This is a genomic window from Paroceanicella profunda (assembly GCF_005887635.2).
In the GTDB taxonomy this organism is placed as follows: Bacteria; Pseudomonadota; Alphaproteobacteria; order Rhodobacterales; family Rhodobacteraceae; genus Paroceanicella; species Paroceanicella profunda.
On sequence record NZ_CP040818.1, the window covers coordinates 3,090,753 to 3,105,666 of the forward strand.

Here is a 14,914-nt window from a genome sequence, read left to right on the forward strand (position 1 = left end):
CGCCCAGAGCCCGGAGGCTGCATGCCACGCGCGCCCAGGGGCCGGTGCCCGGCGCAGCGGCAGCGCCCCGGGGCCGGCGCCGGCGGAGCGGAAGTCGATGCAGCGGGCCTTGCCGGGGTCAGGCGGGCAGGTTGCGGAAGGGGCGAGGCGAGACCACGCGGAGAGACCGCAACGCCGGCGGGAAGCGCGACAGTGGGGGTGCCGCGGCAGGGATGATCGTGTGCATGATCGGTGGGGGAGCGGAGCACGCACTGCCGCCGCCGCATGAGCCTGCAGCCGCTGTCTGGTCGCGGCGGCACATCGCGTGCCGCCGCGACAGGGGAGGTCAGACGTCCACCACTTCCGCGAAGCGGGCATTCTCCGAGATGTACTGGAAGCGCATCTCGGGCTTCTTGCCCATCAGCCGCTCCACGAGATCGCCGGTTTCGCCCGGCTCGTCCTCGTCGATGGTCACCTGGATGAGCTGGCGCCGCGCCGGGTTCATCGTGGTTTCCTTCAGGTCCTTCGCGTCCATCTCGCCCAGACCCTTGAAGCGCGAGATCTCGATCTTGCCGCGCCCGCCGATACCCTCGGCCAGCAGCCGGTCCTTCTCCTCCTCGTCGCGCGCATAGACCGACTTGCCGCCTTGCGTGATGCGAAACAGCGGCGGGCAGGCGAGGTAGAGGTGGCCGTGGTCGATCAGCGGCCGCATCTGGGTGAAGAAGAAGGTCATCAGCAGCGAGGCGATATGCGCGCCGTCCACGTCCGCATCTGTCATGATGATGATCTTGTCGTAGCGCAAATCGTCGAGGCGGAACTTCGAGCCGGGGGCCACGCCGAGGGCCTGGCACAGGTCGTTGAGTTCCTGGTTCTGGGTGAGCTTGGAGGAGGCGGCGCCCAGCACGTTGAGGATCTTGCCGCGCAGGGGCAGCAGGGCCTGGTTGCGCCGGTCACGGGCCATCTTGGCCGAGCCGCCGGCCGAATCGCCCTCCACCAGGAAGAGCTCCGTGCCGTCGCGCGTGGAGGTGGAGCAGTCCACCAGCTTGCCCGGCAGGCGCAGCTTCTTGGTGGCGGACTTGCGCGCCGTCTCCTTCTCGGCGCGGCGGGCGAGGCGCTCCTCGGCCTTCAGCACCATGTAGTCGAGGATGGCCCCGGCGGATTTCGGATCGCCCGCCAGCCAGTTGTCGAAATGGTCGCGCACGGCCAGTTCCACGAGGCGCTGCGCGTCCGTGGTCGCCAGCCGGTCCTTGGTCTGGCCGACGAATTCCGGCTCGCGGATGAAGGCCGAGATCATCGCGCAGCCGCCGCCCATCACGTCATCGCGGGTGATGTTGGCCGCCTTGCGGTTGCCGGTGAGCTCGCCATAGGCGCGGATGCCCTTGAGCACCGCCGACCAGAAGCCGAACTCGTGCGTGCCGCCCTGCGGCGTGGGGATGGTGTTGCAGTAGGAGTTCACGAAGGCGTCGATGGAGGGGGTCCAGTTGATCGCCCATTCCACGTAGCCCGCGGTGTCCTTGCCGAACTTCTCCGCGAACTGAACCCGCCCGGCGAAGGGCTTGTCGCTGTAGGTGGAGGCCTTCTCCAGCCGCTCGGCGAGATAATCCGCCAGGCCGCCGGGGAAGTGGAAGACGGCTTCCGTCGGGGTGTCGTCCTTCTCGCCGATCAGCGAGGGGGCGCATTTCCAGCGGATCTCCACGCCGGAGAACAGATACGCCTTCGAGCGCACCATGCCGATCAGCCGGGAGGGCTTCAGCCGGGCGCTTTCCCCGAAGATCAGCGCATCGGGGTGGAAGGTGACCGTGGTGCCGCGGCGGTTCGGCGCGGCGCCCACCTTTTCCACCGGGCCCAGCGGCACGCCGCGCGAGAAGCTCTGGCGGTAGAGCTCGCGGTTGCGCGCCACTTCCACGATCATGCTGTCGGAGAGCGCGTTCACCACCGAGGCCCCCACGCCGTGCAGCCCGCCGGAGGTGGCGTAGCTCTTGCCGGAGAACTTGCCGCCGGCGTGCAGGGTGCACAGGATGACTTCCAGCGCCGACTTGTTCGGGAATTTCGGATGCGGGTCCACGGGAATGCCGCGGCCGTTGTCACGCACGGTGCAGCAGCCGTCGGCGGTGAGCTCCACCTCGATGCGGTTCGCGTGGCCGGCCACGGCCTCGTCCATCGAGTTGTCCAGCACCTCGGCGACGAGATGGTGCAGCGCGCGCTCATCGGTGCCGCCGATATACATGCCGGGGCGCTTGCGGACCGGTTCGAGACCCTCCAGGACCTCGATGGACGAAGCGTCATAGGCGGTCTGTGCCGCATCGTCCTGGAAAAGGTCCGCGGGCTCGGTGGTACCTGCCATACTGTCCTCGAATCGTTCTTGCCTTGGGTCCGCAGTAGAGCAGACGGGGCGGTGGAGGTTCAATATCAGGTATGGGTGCGGTGCGCCAACCGCATCCGCTTGACGGCCCGCGCTCGCCGTCTGGCCGCGGAAAGGCCCGCTCCCCCGCCGGAAGCGGCGCCGCGCGGGACTGTCCGGCCGCCGGATTTCCGCCCGGCGGGGATGCGCGCATCGCGTCGCGGGCCTCCCTCGCCGGCCCGCGGCGGCGGGAATTGCCAAGGCCCGGCCCGTGCCCGGTGTCCGCCCCCTCCGCCGGTGTCCGGCATCTGCGCCCCGCGCTTGCGCCAGGCCTCCACGCCCAGTGCCCGCGCCCGGTGTCCCCCCGCAGTGCCACCGTCCGGAGCTAACGCCCGCTGCTCCCCCCACTTGCCCGTGCCCGGTGACCAGGCACACTGCCCTTGCCCTTGCCCTTGCCCTTGCCCTTGCCCTTGCCCGTGCGCGTGTCGGTCGCTGCGCGCGGCGCCGGGCAGCAACCTTGCCCGGAGCGTGGAACAGGGGGCGACCGCAGCTTGGAACGGTGATGGTGCCCGGAGGTGCGGAGCGGGCTGGATGCCCGGAGTGCGGAGCAGGGATGGTGACGGCCGTGCGGAACACGGGCGGTGACCGCAGCGCGGAGCAGGGATGGTGACAGAAGCGTGGAAAAGGAATGGTGACCGCGGCGCGGAGCGCGGATGGTGACAGCAGCCCGGAATGGGAATGGTGACCGGAGCGCGGAGCGCGGCTGGGGCCCAAGGCGTGGAGCCGGGCTCGCGCCCGGGGCCGTGGAGCGGGGTCGGGGGCGCGGGCAGGTGCCGCGTGGCGGAACGGCGGGCGGGGGCCGGCGCGGGCATCGTGCCGCGGCGCGGGCGCTGCGGGCAGGGGCGCGGCGTGGTGCCGGTTGACATCGCCCCCCGGCGCGTCGGATGAGGGGGCGCACGGCAGCAGGGCCCGGCCCCGGGCGGCCGGATTTCGAGGGCAGGCATGGACCCGGTATCCGAACAGTACGAGACCTTTCCCTATCCGGAACGGAACCCGAAGGACGAGACGCGGCGGCTGGTGACCGGCTCACCCTCCGCCCCGCGCGAGATCGACCATTTCCTGTTCGGCGGCGCGCGTGACTGGCGCCAGCCGTTCCGCGTGCTCGCCGCAGGCGGCGGAACGGGCGACGGCACCATCCAGATCGCGCAGCTTCTGGCCGATGCCGGCTGCCCGGCCGAGATCACCTGGCTGGACCCCTCGCGCGCCGCGCGCGATATCGCGGAACAGCGCGCCGCCCTGCGCGGGCTGGACATCCGCTTCGTCACCGGCCCGCTGGAGGAGGCCCCGGCGCTGGGGCAGTTCGACTACATCGACTGCTGCGGCGTGCTCCACCACCTCGACCGGCCGCAGGAGGGGTTCGACGCCCTGGCCCGCGCCCTCGCCCCGGAGGGCGGCATGGGGCTGATGGTCTACGCGCCATACGGCCGCACCGGGGTCTATGCGCTGCAGAGCGCCTTCGGGCGGCTGCTCGGCGGGGATGCCCCCTCGGCGAAACCGGCGCTCGCGCGCCGAGTGCTGGAGGCGCTGCCGGAGGCGAACTGGTTCCGCCACAACCGCTTCGTCTCCGACCACCGCGTCTCCGACGCCGGGCTCTACGACCTGCTCCTGCATGCGCGCGACGTGCCCTTCTCCGTGTCCGATCTCGGCGCGGCGCTGGAGACTGCGGGGCTGGGGCTGGTCTCCATGCTGGAGCCGGCCCGTTACGACCCGCTGCGCTACCTGCCGGACGACCCCGCGCTGGCCTCCCGCGTGGCCGCGCTGGCGCCGCTGGAGCGCATGGCGCTGGCCGAGGAACTGGCCGGCGACATCCGCCTGCACGTGGCCTACGTGACCCATGCCGCGCGCGCCGGCAGCGTGCTGGCGAAGGTCACCCCCGCTGCCGTGCCACGGCTGGTGGGGCTGCCGGCCCGCGCGCTGGCGGAGACGGTGGCGCGGCGCGGCGCCATCACCATCGACTATGCCGGGGTGAAGCACGTTGTGCGGCTGCCCGGCGCGGCGGCCCGGCTGATCGCCCTGGTGGACGGACGGCCGCTGAGCGAGATCGCACGCGCCGCGGGGCTGGACTGGTTTGCCTTCGCACAGGCCTGGGCGCCGGTGCATGCCGGGCTCACCGGCTTCAACAAGCTCAACTATTCGCGGACCTTCGGATGAGCGGAGAGCCGGGGCACGGCGCTGCGCGGGGCGGGGCCCGGCGCGGGCGCGGCGGCGCGGCCTGGCTGCTGGGCGCGCTGGCGCTGGGAGACCTGGGCGCGCTGGGGCTGGGCTTCCTGGGCGCGTACCACCCGGCGTTCGACTCGCTCTCGGTGTTCCGGATGCAAGGCGGCGTGGCGGGGCTGCTGCTGCTGGCCGGCGCGATGATGCTGCGCGCGCGCTGGCCGGGGATCCTGGGCGCGCTGGCCTTCCTCGTGTCCCTGGCCGGCGTGCTGCCCTATGCGCTGAACGACGCCGGCGCCGACGCGGGCGCCTCCGGCTCCGGCCGGCTGAAGCTGCTGAGCTTCAACCTCAACCTCGCGAACCGCGACCCGGCCGCGGTGGAGCGCTGGATCGCCGCCGAGAGCCCGGACGTGATCGCGCTTCAGGAAGTTTCCTCCGAGAACGACCGGGTGCTGGCCAACCTGCGCGGCCGCTATCCCACCCAGATGGTCTGCCGCTTCACCGGCTACATCAGCACCGCCGTGCTCACCCGCCTGCCGATGCAGGAGGGCAGCCTGGGCTGCGCCGAGCAGGAGGGCCTGGCCTGGGCGCGGGTGGAGGGGCCGGACGGGCCCGTCACCATCGCCTCCCTCCACCTGCGCTGGCCCTGGCCCTATACGCAATCCGCGCAGCTCGACGCGCTGGAGCCGCTGCTGGAGGGGCTGCAACGCCCGGTGCTGATCTCGGGGGATTTCAACGCGCTGCCCTGGTCGGAAGCGGTGGCCCGGGTGGCCCGGGCCAGCGGCACGCGGCGGGTCGGCGGGCTGGGGTTCACGCTTTTCAAGCCGAAGTTCCTTCTGCCCTTGCCGATCGACCATGTGCTGGCGCATCCTGATCTCGCGGTCGGGGGTGTTTCGGTCGGTCCGGATCTGGGGTCCGACCACCGTCCGGTGCGCGCCCTGTTCCGCTGAGCGGCCGCCGGGGGTGGCGGCGCTCCCCTGTCCGAAGGTCATCCCATGGATCCCACGCATCTCGACCGCCTGCCGATTCTGCCGTTCATGGATGCGCGCACCGCCACGGCGCCCGGGGTTCAGCCGCTGGACCCGGCCGCCTGGCTGCGCCGCGACAGCGCCTTCGCCGCGCAGATGGCGGTGCGCGACGGGCTGATCACCGGTGAGCGGCGCGCCGAAGTGGTCCAGCAGGCCGACTGGGGCCTGCCTGCCGCGCGCGAACTGCTGGAGACCGTGCTCGCGGCCATCGCCGCGGACCCGGGCTACACCCGCAGCGGTGACCGGGTGACCCGGCCCGACGGCGCGGAGATCGACCTCACCGCCAACGGCCCGCTCGCCACCATCGGCCGGCTGGTGCAGGAGGATTTCCTCGTGCTCGAACGCCGGGAGGAGGAGGCCGAACACCACCTCGGCGGCGGCGTGCTGTGCTTTCCCTCGCGCTGGTCGCTGCAGGAGAAGATGCGCCGCGGGCTGCTGGCCATCCATGAGCCGGTGAGCTTCTACGAGGAGACGCTGTCCCGGCGTGTGCAGCGCTTCTTCGACGCCATCCGCCCGGGCCGGCCGCTGTGGCGGGCCAACTGGGTGCTGCACACCTATCCCGAGCTGTTCCAGCCGATCTCCAAGGCGAACCGGCAGCGCAACTTCGACCAGCCCGACCTGTGGCTGCGCGTGGAACGCCAGACCCTCAGCCGCCTGCCCGAAACCGGCGCGGTGGTCTTCACGGTGAAGACCGACGTCGCCCATCTCTCCAGCCTTTCGGCCGAGGAGGGCAGCGTGATGATGGCCGCCTTCCGGGCCCTCCCGGCGGCGGAGTATGATTACAAGGGCGGAGACCGGATGCTCGCCCGGCTGGTGGAGACGTTCCCGGAGGGCGCGGTCCGGGAAAACGCATGAACTGAGCGGGTTGCGCCGCGCTCTTGATCCGTGATGTGAACGGCGATGCGCGGCGCTCGGGCGGCGGCCGGCCCGCCTACCAGAACCCCTGGCCGACGGCCCGGGCGGCCGGAGCGGTCTCCACCGGGGCCGGGGCCCGGCTGAGCAGGCGCGGGATGTCGAGCACGCGCACCGGCACGGAACTGCCGTTGCGCAGCCGGGCCGGCTCGCTGCGGGCACTGCCGCGCAGGGCGGCGCGGAAGGCCTCCACGATCTTCCAGCGCTCGTCGGCGAACATCTCCTCCAGCCGGTCATAATGGCGCTCCACCCAGAGGGCCGCGGCGGCGGCAACCTGTGGCGTGGCGTATGAGGTGCCGGAGGGCTCGCCCCCCTCGGCGCGGGGGTCGTCGGCATAGACGGGAACCGGCGGATCGGTGTCCGGCAGATAGGAGGCACGGTTGAGCCGCTTCGCCTGGGCCCAGACATCGACATGCGCCGGCTCGGCATAGCCTTCAGGCGGGTAATGGTCATAGAGCCCGCCATGCTTGTCCACCCCGCCCACGGCGATGGTGCGGCTGTAGCGGGCGGGGTAGACGACACGGTCGATCACCTGGCCTGCGGCGCAGCACAGGATCACCCCCTTCTCATAGGCGCGGTCCACGGCGCGGCCGGTGTCCCGGTCCATCCCGATGCCGCCGCCGGCGATGCGCACGAGGAAATCCATCACCCCCAGCCAGCCCGGGTTGCCCATGGAAATGGTGATCACCCGGATTTCCGGGGTCAGGGCCACGGCCTGGTCGATGGCGGCGCCGATCAGCGCCGTCGCCTCGCGCGAGCGTGTCATCGGCCCGGTGCCGTTGCGGAACAGCGGCCCGTTCGACACCCGGTAGGGCACCACCTTCACCCAGGGCGCCACGCCGCGGAACTCCGGCTCGTGCCCGAGAATCGCCGAGAGGGTCTTCACCCCGTGGTCCGGGTATTCCAGCTGGGCGGCCAGCGGGTCGGAGCCGTGGCGCAGCGGCGTGACGGGGCTGGGGTCATTCTCCGGGTCGTAGAGATTGGCGCCGAGGTCCATCAGGATGTTGGAGGGCGGAATATCCCCCGCGAAGCCGAGCGCGGGGTGCGGGGCGATGCCGGCATCGATATGCCCGATCATCACCCGGCGCGAGCGCTTCAGCGCGGCGAGCGCCTCGGGGTAGACGCCCTGGGGCGCCTCCGGCGCGAGGTCATGAATGTAGTCGTCGGCCTTGGGGGGCATGGTGTGACTCTCCGTCCCGTGCGGGCCTCTGCGGGGCCGCTTCCTGTGCGCAGCATGTCAGATGCGGCCGCCCCGCGCCAACCCCGGACGGCGCCGGGGCGCGGCAAGGCCCGCGGACCCACCCGGGGGCGAAACGAGAAACGAGAAACGGGGCCCCAGGGCCCCGTTCCGTCCGCATGATCCGCGCGGGGATCAGCAGGAGTAGTACATCTGGTACTCGACCGGATGCGGGGTGTGCTCGTAGGCGTAGACCTCTTCCCACTTCAGGTCCATGTACCCGGCGATCTGGTCGGCGGTGAACACGTCGCCCGCGGTGAGGAAGTCCATGTCCGCCTCGAGCGACTGCAGGGCCTCGCGCAGCGAGCCGCAGACGGTCGGGATGGCGGCCAGCTCCTCGGGGGGCAGGTCGTAGAGATCCTTGTCGGAGCTCTCACCCGGGTCGATCTTGTTCTTGATGCCGTCGAGGCCGGCCATCAGCAGCGCGGAGAAGGCGAGGTAGGGGTTCGCGGACGGATCCGGGAAACGGGCCTCCACGCGCTTGGCCTTCGGGGACTCGGCCCAGGGGATGCGGATGGCGCCGGAGCGGTTGCGGGCGGAGTAGGCCAGCAGCACCGGAGCCTCGAAGCCCGGGATCAGGCGCTTGTAGGAGTTGGTTCCCGGGTTGGTGAAGGCGTTCAGCGCCTTCGCGTGCTTCAGGATGCCGCCGATGTACCACAGGGCTTCCTGGGAGAGGTCGGCATACTTGTCGCCGGCGAAGAGCGGCTTGCCGTCCTTCCAGACCGACATGTTCACGTGCATGCCGGTGCCGTTGTCGCCCTTGATGGGCTTGGGCATGAAGGTGGCGGTCTTGCCATAGGCGTGGGCCACGTTGTGGATCACGTACTTGTACTTCTGGATCGCGTCGGCCTGGGCGGTCAGCGTCCCGAAGATGAGGCCCAGCTCATGCTGCGCGGAGGCGACTTCGTGGTGGTGCTTGTCCACCTTCATGCCGATGCGCTTCATGGTCGAGAGCATCTCGGAGCGGATGTCCTGGGCGGCATCGGTCGGGTTCACGGGGAAGTAGCCGCCCTTGACGCCCGGGCGGTGGCCCATGTTGCCCATCTCGTACTCGGTGTCCGAGTTCCAGGCGCCGTCGATGGCGTCAACCTCGTAGGACACCTTCTGCATGGTGTTGGAGAAGCGGACGTTGTCGAACAGGAAGAATTCCGCTTCCGGGCCCCAGTAGGACTGGTCGCCGATGCCGGAGGCCTTGAGGTATTCCTCGGCCTTCACGGCGGTCGACCGCGGGTCGCGGTCATAGGCGGCGCCGGTGTCCGGCTCGACCACGTTGCAATGCACGCAGAGGGTCTTCTCGGCGTAGAACGGGTCCATGTAGATGGACGAGGTGTCCGGCATCAGTTTCATGTCGGACTGGTCGATGGACTTCCAGCCGGCGATCGACGAACCGTCGAACATGAAGCCTTCCTCAAGGAAGTCCTCGTCCACCTGGTCGGACATCACAGTCACGTGCTGCAGCCTGCCGCGGGGGTCGGTAAAGCGGATGTCGACGTATTCCACGTCCTCATCCTTGATGGTATCGAGCACGTTCTTCGTGTCGCTCATGTCCTGTTTTCCCTTTATCTGTTCGTTCGGGGACTGCGCCGGTGGTCAGAGAGCGTCTCCGCCTTCCTCGCCGGTGCGAATGCGGATCGCCTGCTCGACGCTGGAGACGAAAATCTTCCCGTCGCCGATCTTGCCGGTCTTCGCGGCCGATACAATGGCCTCGATGGCCGCATCGACCTGGTCGTCTGCAAGCACGACCTCGATCTTCACTTTCGGCAGGAAATCGACGACGTATTCCGCTCCGCGGTAGAGTTCGGTGTGGCCCTTCTGGCGCCCGAATCCCTTGGCTTCGATCACGCTGAGACCCTGGACGCCGACTTCCTGCAGCGCTTCCTTGACCTCATCGAGCTTGAACGGCTTGATGATCGCTTCGATCTTTTTCATTGTCTGTCGAGCTCCCGTGACATTTCGGTGCGTCAGCGGCCCGGCGCGTCCGCACAATTCGATGGAAGAGCACTTCGCTGCGGGGCTTTCAAATGGTTAAGCCGGGAGGACGCGGAAGGAAACGCATAAATCCGCGGACGTGCCGATTTTCTGAGCAAACTGCCCGAGGCACGGGCAGAGTGTAAAATGCGCCGCTCGCGCGCCCGGTGAGACCGGCCATGCATGCACCCCCGCGCCACAGCGGGGCCCGGCCGCCGGCGCCTTCCGCCAGCCGCGCGGACGGAGCGCGCGGGACGACCCGGCCCGGCCGTGCCGGCCGGCGACGGCGGGACCGGATGGCCCCGATCGCGGGCAGGATCGAACGGCCCGGGCACCGGGCAGGAGAGAAGGCAGGACATGGAGTTGCTGACGGCGGCGCAGATGCGGGCTGCGGAGAACGAGACGATCGGGCGGGGCGCCGTGACGGGGGCCGAGCTGATGGAGCGTGCCGGCGCCGGCGTGGTGGCCGCGCTGATGGCCCGCTGGCCGGACACCGCCACGCGCGGCCGGGCCGCGGTGTTCTGCGGGCCGGGAAACAACGGCGGAGACGGGTTCGTCATCGCGCGTCTGCTGCGCGCGACGAACTGGAACATCGATCTGTTTCTCCTTGGCGAGGAACGGAAACTTCCGCCCGACGCGGCTGCTAACTGCGCGCGCTGGCGGGCGATGGGCGGTACGGTGGCGGATCTCGCGACGCTGGATCTCTCGGGCATCGCCGCGGCCGGACTGGTGGTGGACGCGGTGTTCGGCACCGGGCTGAGCCGGCCGATTCCCGAGCCTCTCTCCACCCTCGCCGAGGGGCTCGCCGCGCTGGGGCGCGGCAGGCACGTGGTGGCGGTGGACCTGCCCAGCGGCCTGTGCTCGGACAGCGGCCGGGCCCTGGGGCGCCATCCGCTGCGCGCCGATCTCACCGTGACCTTCCACAGCCCGAAGCCTGGGCATTACCTCGGCCTCGGGCCGGAAACCTGCGGCGCCCTGGAGGTGGTCGACATCGGGCTGCCGCATCTCCCCGTTGCCGGCGCGGCCCGGCTGGCGCAGCCGGGCGGGCGCGCGGGGGTAGGACGTCTGGCGAAGGCCGCGTCCGGCCACAAGTTCAACCATGGCCATCTGCTGGTGCTGTCCGGCGGGGTGGGGCATGGCGGCGCGGCGCGGCTGGCGGCGCGCGCGGGGCTGCGGGTGGGGGCGGGGCTGGTGACGCTCGGTTGCCCGCCGGCGGCGCTGATGGAAAACGCCATGCGGCTTGACGCGATCATGCTGCGCGCGCTCGCGGGGCCGGAGGCGCTGGCGGACATGCTGGAGGACCGGCGGATCACCGCGCTCTGCCTCGGCCCGGGGCTGGGCGCCGGCCCGCGGCATGCCGCGCGCACCCGGGGGCTGGTGGCCGCGGCGCTCGGCGCCGGGCGCGGCGTGGTGCTGGACGCCGATGCCCTCACGGCCTTCGAGGCGGAGCCGGAAACGCTGTTCGCGGCGATCGCGGCGGGGGAGGGCGGCACTGTGCTCACCCCGCATGCGGGGGAATTCGCGCGGCTGTTCCCCGACCTCGCGGCGAAGCTGGACGGGGAGGCCACCACCGGCCCCGCGGTCTCGCGCCTCGACGCGGTGCGCGCCGCGGCCGGGCGGGCCGGCGCGGTGGTGCTCCTGAAGGGGCCGGACACGGTGATCGACGCGCCCGGTGCGGCCTGCGTGGTCAATGACGCGAGCTACGCCCGTGCCGCGCCCTGGCTGGCGACCGCCGGCGCCGGCGACGTGCTGGCCGGGCTGATCGCCGGCCTGCTGGCGCGCGGCCTCGCGCCAGCCGATGCCGCGGAGAGCGGGGCATGGCTGCATACGGAGGCGGCGCGCGGCTTCGGACCGGGGCTGATCTCGGAGGATCTGCCGGAGCGGATCCCCCGCGTTCTGGCCGATCTGGGCCTGTGACGACGGGCCGGAGGCCGTATTTTCCGCTTACTCTCGTGGCAAAGCTCTGCTAGAAGGCGCGCGGAATTCACCGGCAGGACCGCCTGCCGGCAAGGCTGCGGGCGTGGTGGAACTGGTAGACACGCGAGATTTAGGTTCTCGTGCCGCAAGGCGTGGGGGTTCAAGTCCCTTCGCCCGCACCAGCTTCCCGGCCATGGCCCGTGACACGTGATACGAGACCGGTCCCGGCAGGGACGGACGCACCGCAAGCGCCGGCCGCCGGCCGGACCCGAGGCAAGCCGGCCCACGGTCGGACGAGACGAAGAAAAAGGGAACACTTTATGCAGGTCACCGAGACGCTGAACGAAGGTCTGAAGCGCGGCTATTCCTTGACCCTCACGGCCGAAGCGCTGGAGGCCAAGGTGAACGAGAAGCTCGACGCGGTCCGCGCCGATTTCCAGATGAAGGGCTTCCGCAAGGGCAAGGCTCCGGCGGCGCTGATGAAGAAGATGTTCGGCAAGTCCGTCATCGGCGAGGCCATGCAGGAAGTCGTCGACGAGGCGATGAAGTCGCATTTCGAGGCCTCCGGCGACCGCCCGGCACTGCAGCCGGACGTGAAGGTCGCCAACCAGGAGTGGAAGGAGGGCGAAGACCTCACGGTCGAGATGTCCTACGAGAAGCTCCCGGAGATCGAGCAGCCCGATTTCTCGACCCTGAAGCTCGAGCGGCTGGTGGTCGAGGTCGAGGACGGCGCGATCACCGAGGCGCTGGAGAACCTTGCCAATTCCGCACAGAACTTCGCGCCACGCGAAGAGGGTGCCGCGGCCGAGGACGGCGACCAGGTGGTCATCGACTTCGCCGGCTCCATCGACGGTGAGCTGTTCGAGGGCGGCTCCGCCGAGGACTACCCGCTGGTGCTGGGCTCCAACTCCTTCATCCCGGGCTTCGAGGCGCAGCTCGTCGGCGCCAAGGCCGGTGATGACGTCGAGGTGAAGGTCTCCTTCCCGGCCGAGTACGGCGCGCCGAACCTCGCCGGCAAGGATGCCGTCTTCGCCTGCAAGGTGAAGGAAGTGAAGGCGCCGGAAGCCGCGGCGATCGACGACGAGCTGGCGAAGAAGTTCGGCGCCGAATCCCTCGAGGACCTGCGCAACCAGATCACCGAGCGTCTCGCGGCCGAGTACAAGGGCGCCGCGCGCTCGGTGCTCAAGCGCCAGCTGATGGATTCGCTCGACGAGCTGGTGTCCTTCGAGCTGCCCTCCGCGCTGGTGGATGCCGAGGCCCAGCAGGTCGCGCATCAGCTCTGGCACGAGGAGCACCCCGAGGTGCAGGGCCATGACCATGGCGATGTCGAGATCACCGACGAGCACAAGAAGCTCGCCGAGCGCCGCGTGCGCCTCGGCCTGCTGCTTGCCGACACCGGCTCCAAGGCCGACGTCCAGGTCTCCGAGAACGAGCTGAACCAGGCGGTGATGCGCCAGGCGATGCAGTATCGCGGCCAGGAGAAGCAGTTCTTCGACTTCGTGAAGACCAACCCGCAGGCGCTGCAGTCCATCCAGGCCCCGATCTACGAAGACAAGGTCGTCGACTACATCGTCGAGCTGGCCGAGGTCTCCGACAAGACCGTGACCAAGGAAGAGCTGCAGAAGGTCATCGAGTCGCTCGACGAGGAGTGATCCGCAACCGGGCGGCCCCGAGTCGCCCGCGCTGACCGAAAGAGACCCCGTGCCGGCCGGCGCGGGGTTTTTCGTGTCCGGCAGCGCGGGCGGGCGTGATGTGACGAGGCTCATGCGGGGCGGCAGCGGGCCGTGCGGCGTGAGGCCGCTCGGACGCGGGGGCAGGATCGCCTGCCGCCCCGTCCGGCCCCAGCGGGGGCGGTCGGCCGAGCCCCCGGGCGGGGGGCGCGGCATCGACTGATGGGGGTGGCCCCCGCCGGGGCCACAGGCCCCTTGCGCGGGGGGCGACCGCCTCAGAACGGCTTGAGTTCGACCAGCAGGGCGACGATCGCAACCACGCCCGCCACGATCCAGCCGGCATTGCGCTGAACCGGGTTCAGCGCGCGCATCTCGCCCGCCGCGGCCCGGCGCATCGCCGCCGAGAGCATGCCGCTGACCGGGGAGAGCACCACGACCAGCAGGAGCTTGCCGTGCAGCCAGCCCTCGCTGAACCAGCCGCCGCTCCAGGCCATCCAGAGGCCGAGCACCCAGGCCGCGGCCATGGCCGGCATGGTGACGGCGCGGTCCCAGCGGTGCACCGCCCGGGCGGCTCCGCGCGCGCCGGAGGCCACGGGCAGGACGATGGCGAGGGCAAGCATGCCGCCGGTCCAGAGCAGGACGGAGAAGATATGGGCTGCCTTGGCAATGTCGTAGAGCATTCGTGGGGGGGCCTTTCCGCCGGGAGCCGCGGAGTGTCCGGCGGCCGGTTGTGATGCCGGGGTTATGGCACGCCCCGGCTGTACATGTCGATTGCGGGCGGGCGACGCGGCGGTACCCCTCACGCTCTCCCCTTGAACCCCCCCGAGTCAGCCACTAAACCTTGTGGTAACCCCAAGGTGGTCCAAAGGACTTCCGGCTCAGTCAGAAGGCAGGCGGCACGATGAAAGATCCCTACGACGTTTACATGAATACCCTTGTGCCCATGGTCGTCGAACAGACGTCGCGGGGGGAGCGCGCCTACGATATCTATTCGCGCCTGCTCAAGGAACGCATCATCTTCCTCTCCGGGCCCGTGCATGACGGGATGGCGACCCTGATGGTCGCCCAGCTTCTCTTCCTCGAGGCGGAGAACCCGAAGAAGGAAATCGCGATGTACATCAACTCGCCGGGCGGGGTGGTGACGTCGGGCCTGTCGATCTACGACACGATGCAGTACATCCGCCCCGCGGTCTCCACGCTGTGCATCGGCCAGGCCGCCTCCATGGGCTCGCTGCTGCTCGCCGCCGGCGAGAAGGACATGCGGTTCTCGCTGCCCAACAGCCGCATCATGGTGCACCAGCCCTCCGGTGGCTTCCAGGGCCAGGCCTCCGATATCGCCTTGCACGCGAAGGAAATTCTCGAGCTGAAGGACCGGCTGAACCGCATCTATGTGGAGCATTGCGGCCAGGACCTGCAGACCGTCGAGACCGCTCTGGACCGTGACAACTTCATGACGGCACAGCAGGCCAAGGAATGGGGTCTGGTGGACAAGATCGTTGAGAAACGCGATTTCTCGAGTGAGGACAGCTGACACAAAGAGGTCATTTTTTGGCGAGGAATCGCTCAATTCCGGGCTTTGAGCTTGTCAGGGCAACCTTGGCCGTGCTCCAATCGGGGGCGCGGTCTGAAGAGCGCGGGGCCTTCGGCT

Annotated in this window: 11 protein-coding genes and 1 tRNA gene; 7 read left to right on the forward strand and 5 right to left on the reverse strand. The window is 70.0% G+C overall.

Going from position 1 to position 14,914, the window contains the following annotated elements; all coding sequences use genetic code 11:
* Positions 1-325: 325 nt before the first annotated feature.
* Positions 326-2,323 (reverse strand): DNA topoisomerase IV subunit B, encoded by a 1,998-nt coding sequence (parE, locus tag FDP22_RS13795; RefSeq protein ID WP_138574522.1) that lies wholly within the window; start codon positions 2,321-2,323, stop codon positions 326-328.
* A 999-nt stretch (positions 2,324-3,322) separates the two neighbouring features.
* Here parE and FDP22_RS13800 point away from each other — a divergent pair.
* The 3 genes from FDP22_RS13800 to FDP22_RS13810 are packed head-to-tail and all read left to right on the forward strand — an operon-like array spanning position 3,323 to position 6,417.
* Positions 3,323-4,531, forward strand: coding sequence for a class I SAM-dependent methyltransferase (locus tag FDP22_RS13800; protein ID WP_138574524.1), 1,209 nt, complete (start codon positions 3,323-3,325; stop codon positions 4,529-4,531).
* Positions 4,528-5,484: an endonuclease/exonuclease/phosphatase family protein gene (locus tag FDP22_RS13805; RefSeq protein WP_138574526.1), complete on the forward strand. Its 957-nt coding sequence runs from the start codon at positions 4,528-4,530 to the stop codon at positions 5,482-5,484. The genes FDP22_RS13800 and FDP22_RS13805 overlap by 4 nt, the downstream gene beginning before the upstream one ends.
* A gap of 45 nt (positions 5,485-5,529) precedes the next feature.
* Positions 5,530-6,417, forward strand: a complete 888-nt coding sequence (locus tag FDP22_RS13810; protein WP_239031778.1) for a heme-dependent oxidative N-demethylase family protein — start codon at positions 5,530-5,532, stop codon at positions 6,415-6,417.
* A 76-nt stretch (positions 6,418-6,493) separates the two neighbouring features.
* On the opposite strand, the gene FDP22_RS13815 is transcribed toward FDP22_RS13810, so the two are convergent.
* From FDP22_RS13815 to FDP22_RS13825, 3 genes are all read right to left on the reverse strand, one after another.
* Complete coding sequence (locus tag FDP22_RS13815) at positions 6,494-7,654, reverse strand: S8 family serine peptidase (RefSeq protein WP_138574527.1); 1,161 nt, start codon at positions 7,652-7,654, stop codon at positions 6,494-6,496.
* A gap of 192 nt (positions 7,655-7,846) precedes the next feature.
* Positions 7,847-9,256, reverse strand: a complete 1,410-nt coding sequence (glnA, locus tag FDP22_RS13820; RefSeq protein WP_138574529.1) for a type I glutamate--ammonia ligase — start codon at positions 9,254-9,256, stop codon at positions 7,847-7,849.
* A 45-nt stretch (positions 9,257-9,301) separates the two neighbouring features.
* Positions 9,302-9,640, reverse strand: a complete 339-nt coding sequence (locus tag FDP22_RS13825) for a P-II family nitrogen regulator (protein WP_118132478.1) — start codon at positions 9,638-9,640, stop codon at positions 9,302-9,304.
* Between the two features lie 396 nt (positions 9,641-10,036).
* Here FDP22_RS13825 and FDP22_RS13830 point away from each other — a divergent pair, with 396 nt between their 5' ends.
* The 3 genes from FDP22_RS13830 to tig all read left to right on the forward strand — a co-directional run bounded on the left by FDP22_RS13830 (position 10,037) and on the right by tig (position 13,248).
* Entirely contained in the window at positions 10,037-11,596 is a 1,560-nt protein-coding gene (locus FDP22_RS13830) for an NAD(P)H-hydrate dehydratase (RefSeq protein ID WP_138574531.1), read from the forward strand.
* Between the two features lie 97 nt (positions 11,597-11,693).
* Positions 11,694-11,778, forward strand: a tRNA-Leu gene (locus tag FDP22_RS13835).
* 138 nt (positions 11,779-11,916) lie between these two features.
* The gene (gene tig / locus FDP22_RS13840) at positions 11,917-13,248 is read left to right on the forward strand and encodes a trigger factor (protein ID WP_138574533.1); all 1,332 of its coding nucleotides are present in this window, start codon (positions 11,917-11,919) and stop codon (positions 13,246-13,248) included.
* Positions 13,249-13,541: 293 nt separating this feature from the next.
* Here tig and FDP22_RS13845 read toward each other — a convergent pair whose 3' ends face one another.
* A complete protein-coding gene (locus FDP22_RS13845) occupies positions 13,542-13,946 on the reverse strand; it encodes a CopD family protein (RefSeq protein WP_138574534.1) in 405 nt (134 codons plus the stop codon).
* Positions 13,947-14,167: 221 nt separating this feature from the next.
* On the opposite strand from FDP22_RS13845, the gene clpP reads away from it, so the two are divergent.
* Positions 14,168-14,797 carry an ATP-dependent Clp endopeptidase proteolytic subunit ClpP gene (gene clpP / locus FDP22_RS13850; RefSeq protein WP_138574536.1) on the forward strand — a complete coding sequence of 210 codons (630 nt, stop codon included), beginning with the start codon at positions 14,168-14,170 and terminating at the stop codon, positions 14,795-14,797.
* The last annotated feature ends 117 nt before the right edge of the window (positions 14,798-14,914 follow it).

Bases quoted from the DNA above. Each gene is read 5' to 3' on its own strand.
- FDP22_RS13815 (WP_138574527.1), bottom strand. From the start codon at position 7,654: ATGCCCCCCAAGGCCGACGACTACATTCATGACCTCGCGCCGGAGGCG.
- FDP22_RS13830 (WP_138574531.1), top strand. From the start codon at position 10,037: ATGGAGTTGCTGACGGCGGCGCAGATGCGGGCTGCGGAGAACGAGACG.
- FDP22_RS13825 (WP_118132478.1), bottom strand. From the start codon at position 9,640: ATGAAAAAGATCGAAGCGATCATCAAGCCGTTCAAGCTCGATGAGGTC.
- FDP22_RS13800 (WP_138574524.1), top strand. From the start codon at position 3,323: ATGGACCCGGTATCCGAACAGTACGAGACCTTTCCCTATCCGGAACGG.
- FDP22_RS13810 (WP_239031778.1), top strand. From the start codon at position 5,530: ATGGATCCCACGCATCTCGACCGCCTGCCGATTCTGCCGTTCATGGAT.
- glnA (WP_138574529.1), bottom strand. From the start codon at position 9,256: ATGAGCGACACGAAGAACGTGCTCGATACCATCAAGGATGAGGACGTG.
- clpP (WP_138574536.1), top strand. From the start codon at position 14,168: ATGAAAGATCCCTACGACGTTTACATGAATACCCTTGTGCCCATGGTC.
- FDP22_RS13805 (WP_138574526.1), top strand. From the start codon at position 4,528: ATGAGCGGAGAGCCGGGGCACGGCGCTGCGCGGGGCGGGGCCCGGCGC.
- parE (WP_138574522.1), bottom strand. From the start codon at position 2,323: ATGGCAGGTACCACCGAGCCCGCGGACCTTTTCCAGGACGATGCGGCA.
- FDP22_RS13845 (WP_138574534.1), bottom strand. From the start codon at position 13,946: ATGCTCTACGACATTGCCAAGGCAGCCCATATCTTCTCCGTCCTGCTC.
- tig (WP_138574533.1), top strand. From the start codon at position 11,917: ATGCAGGTCACCGAGACGCTGAACGAAGGTCTGAAGCGCGGCTATTCC.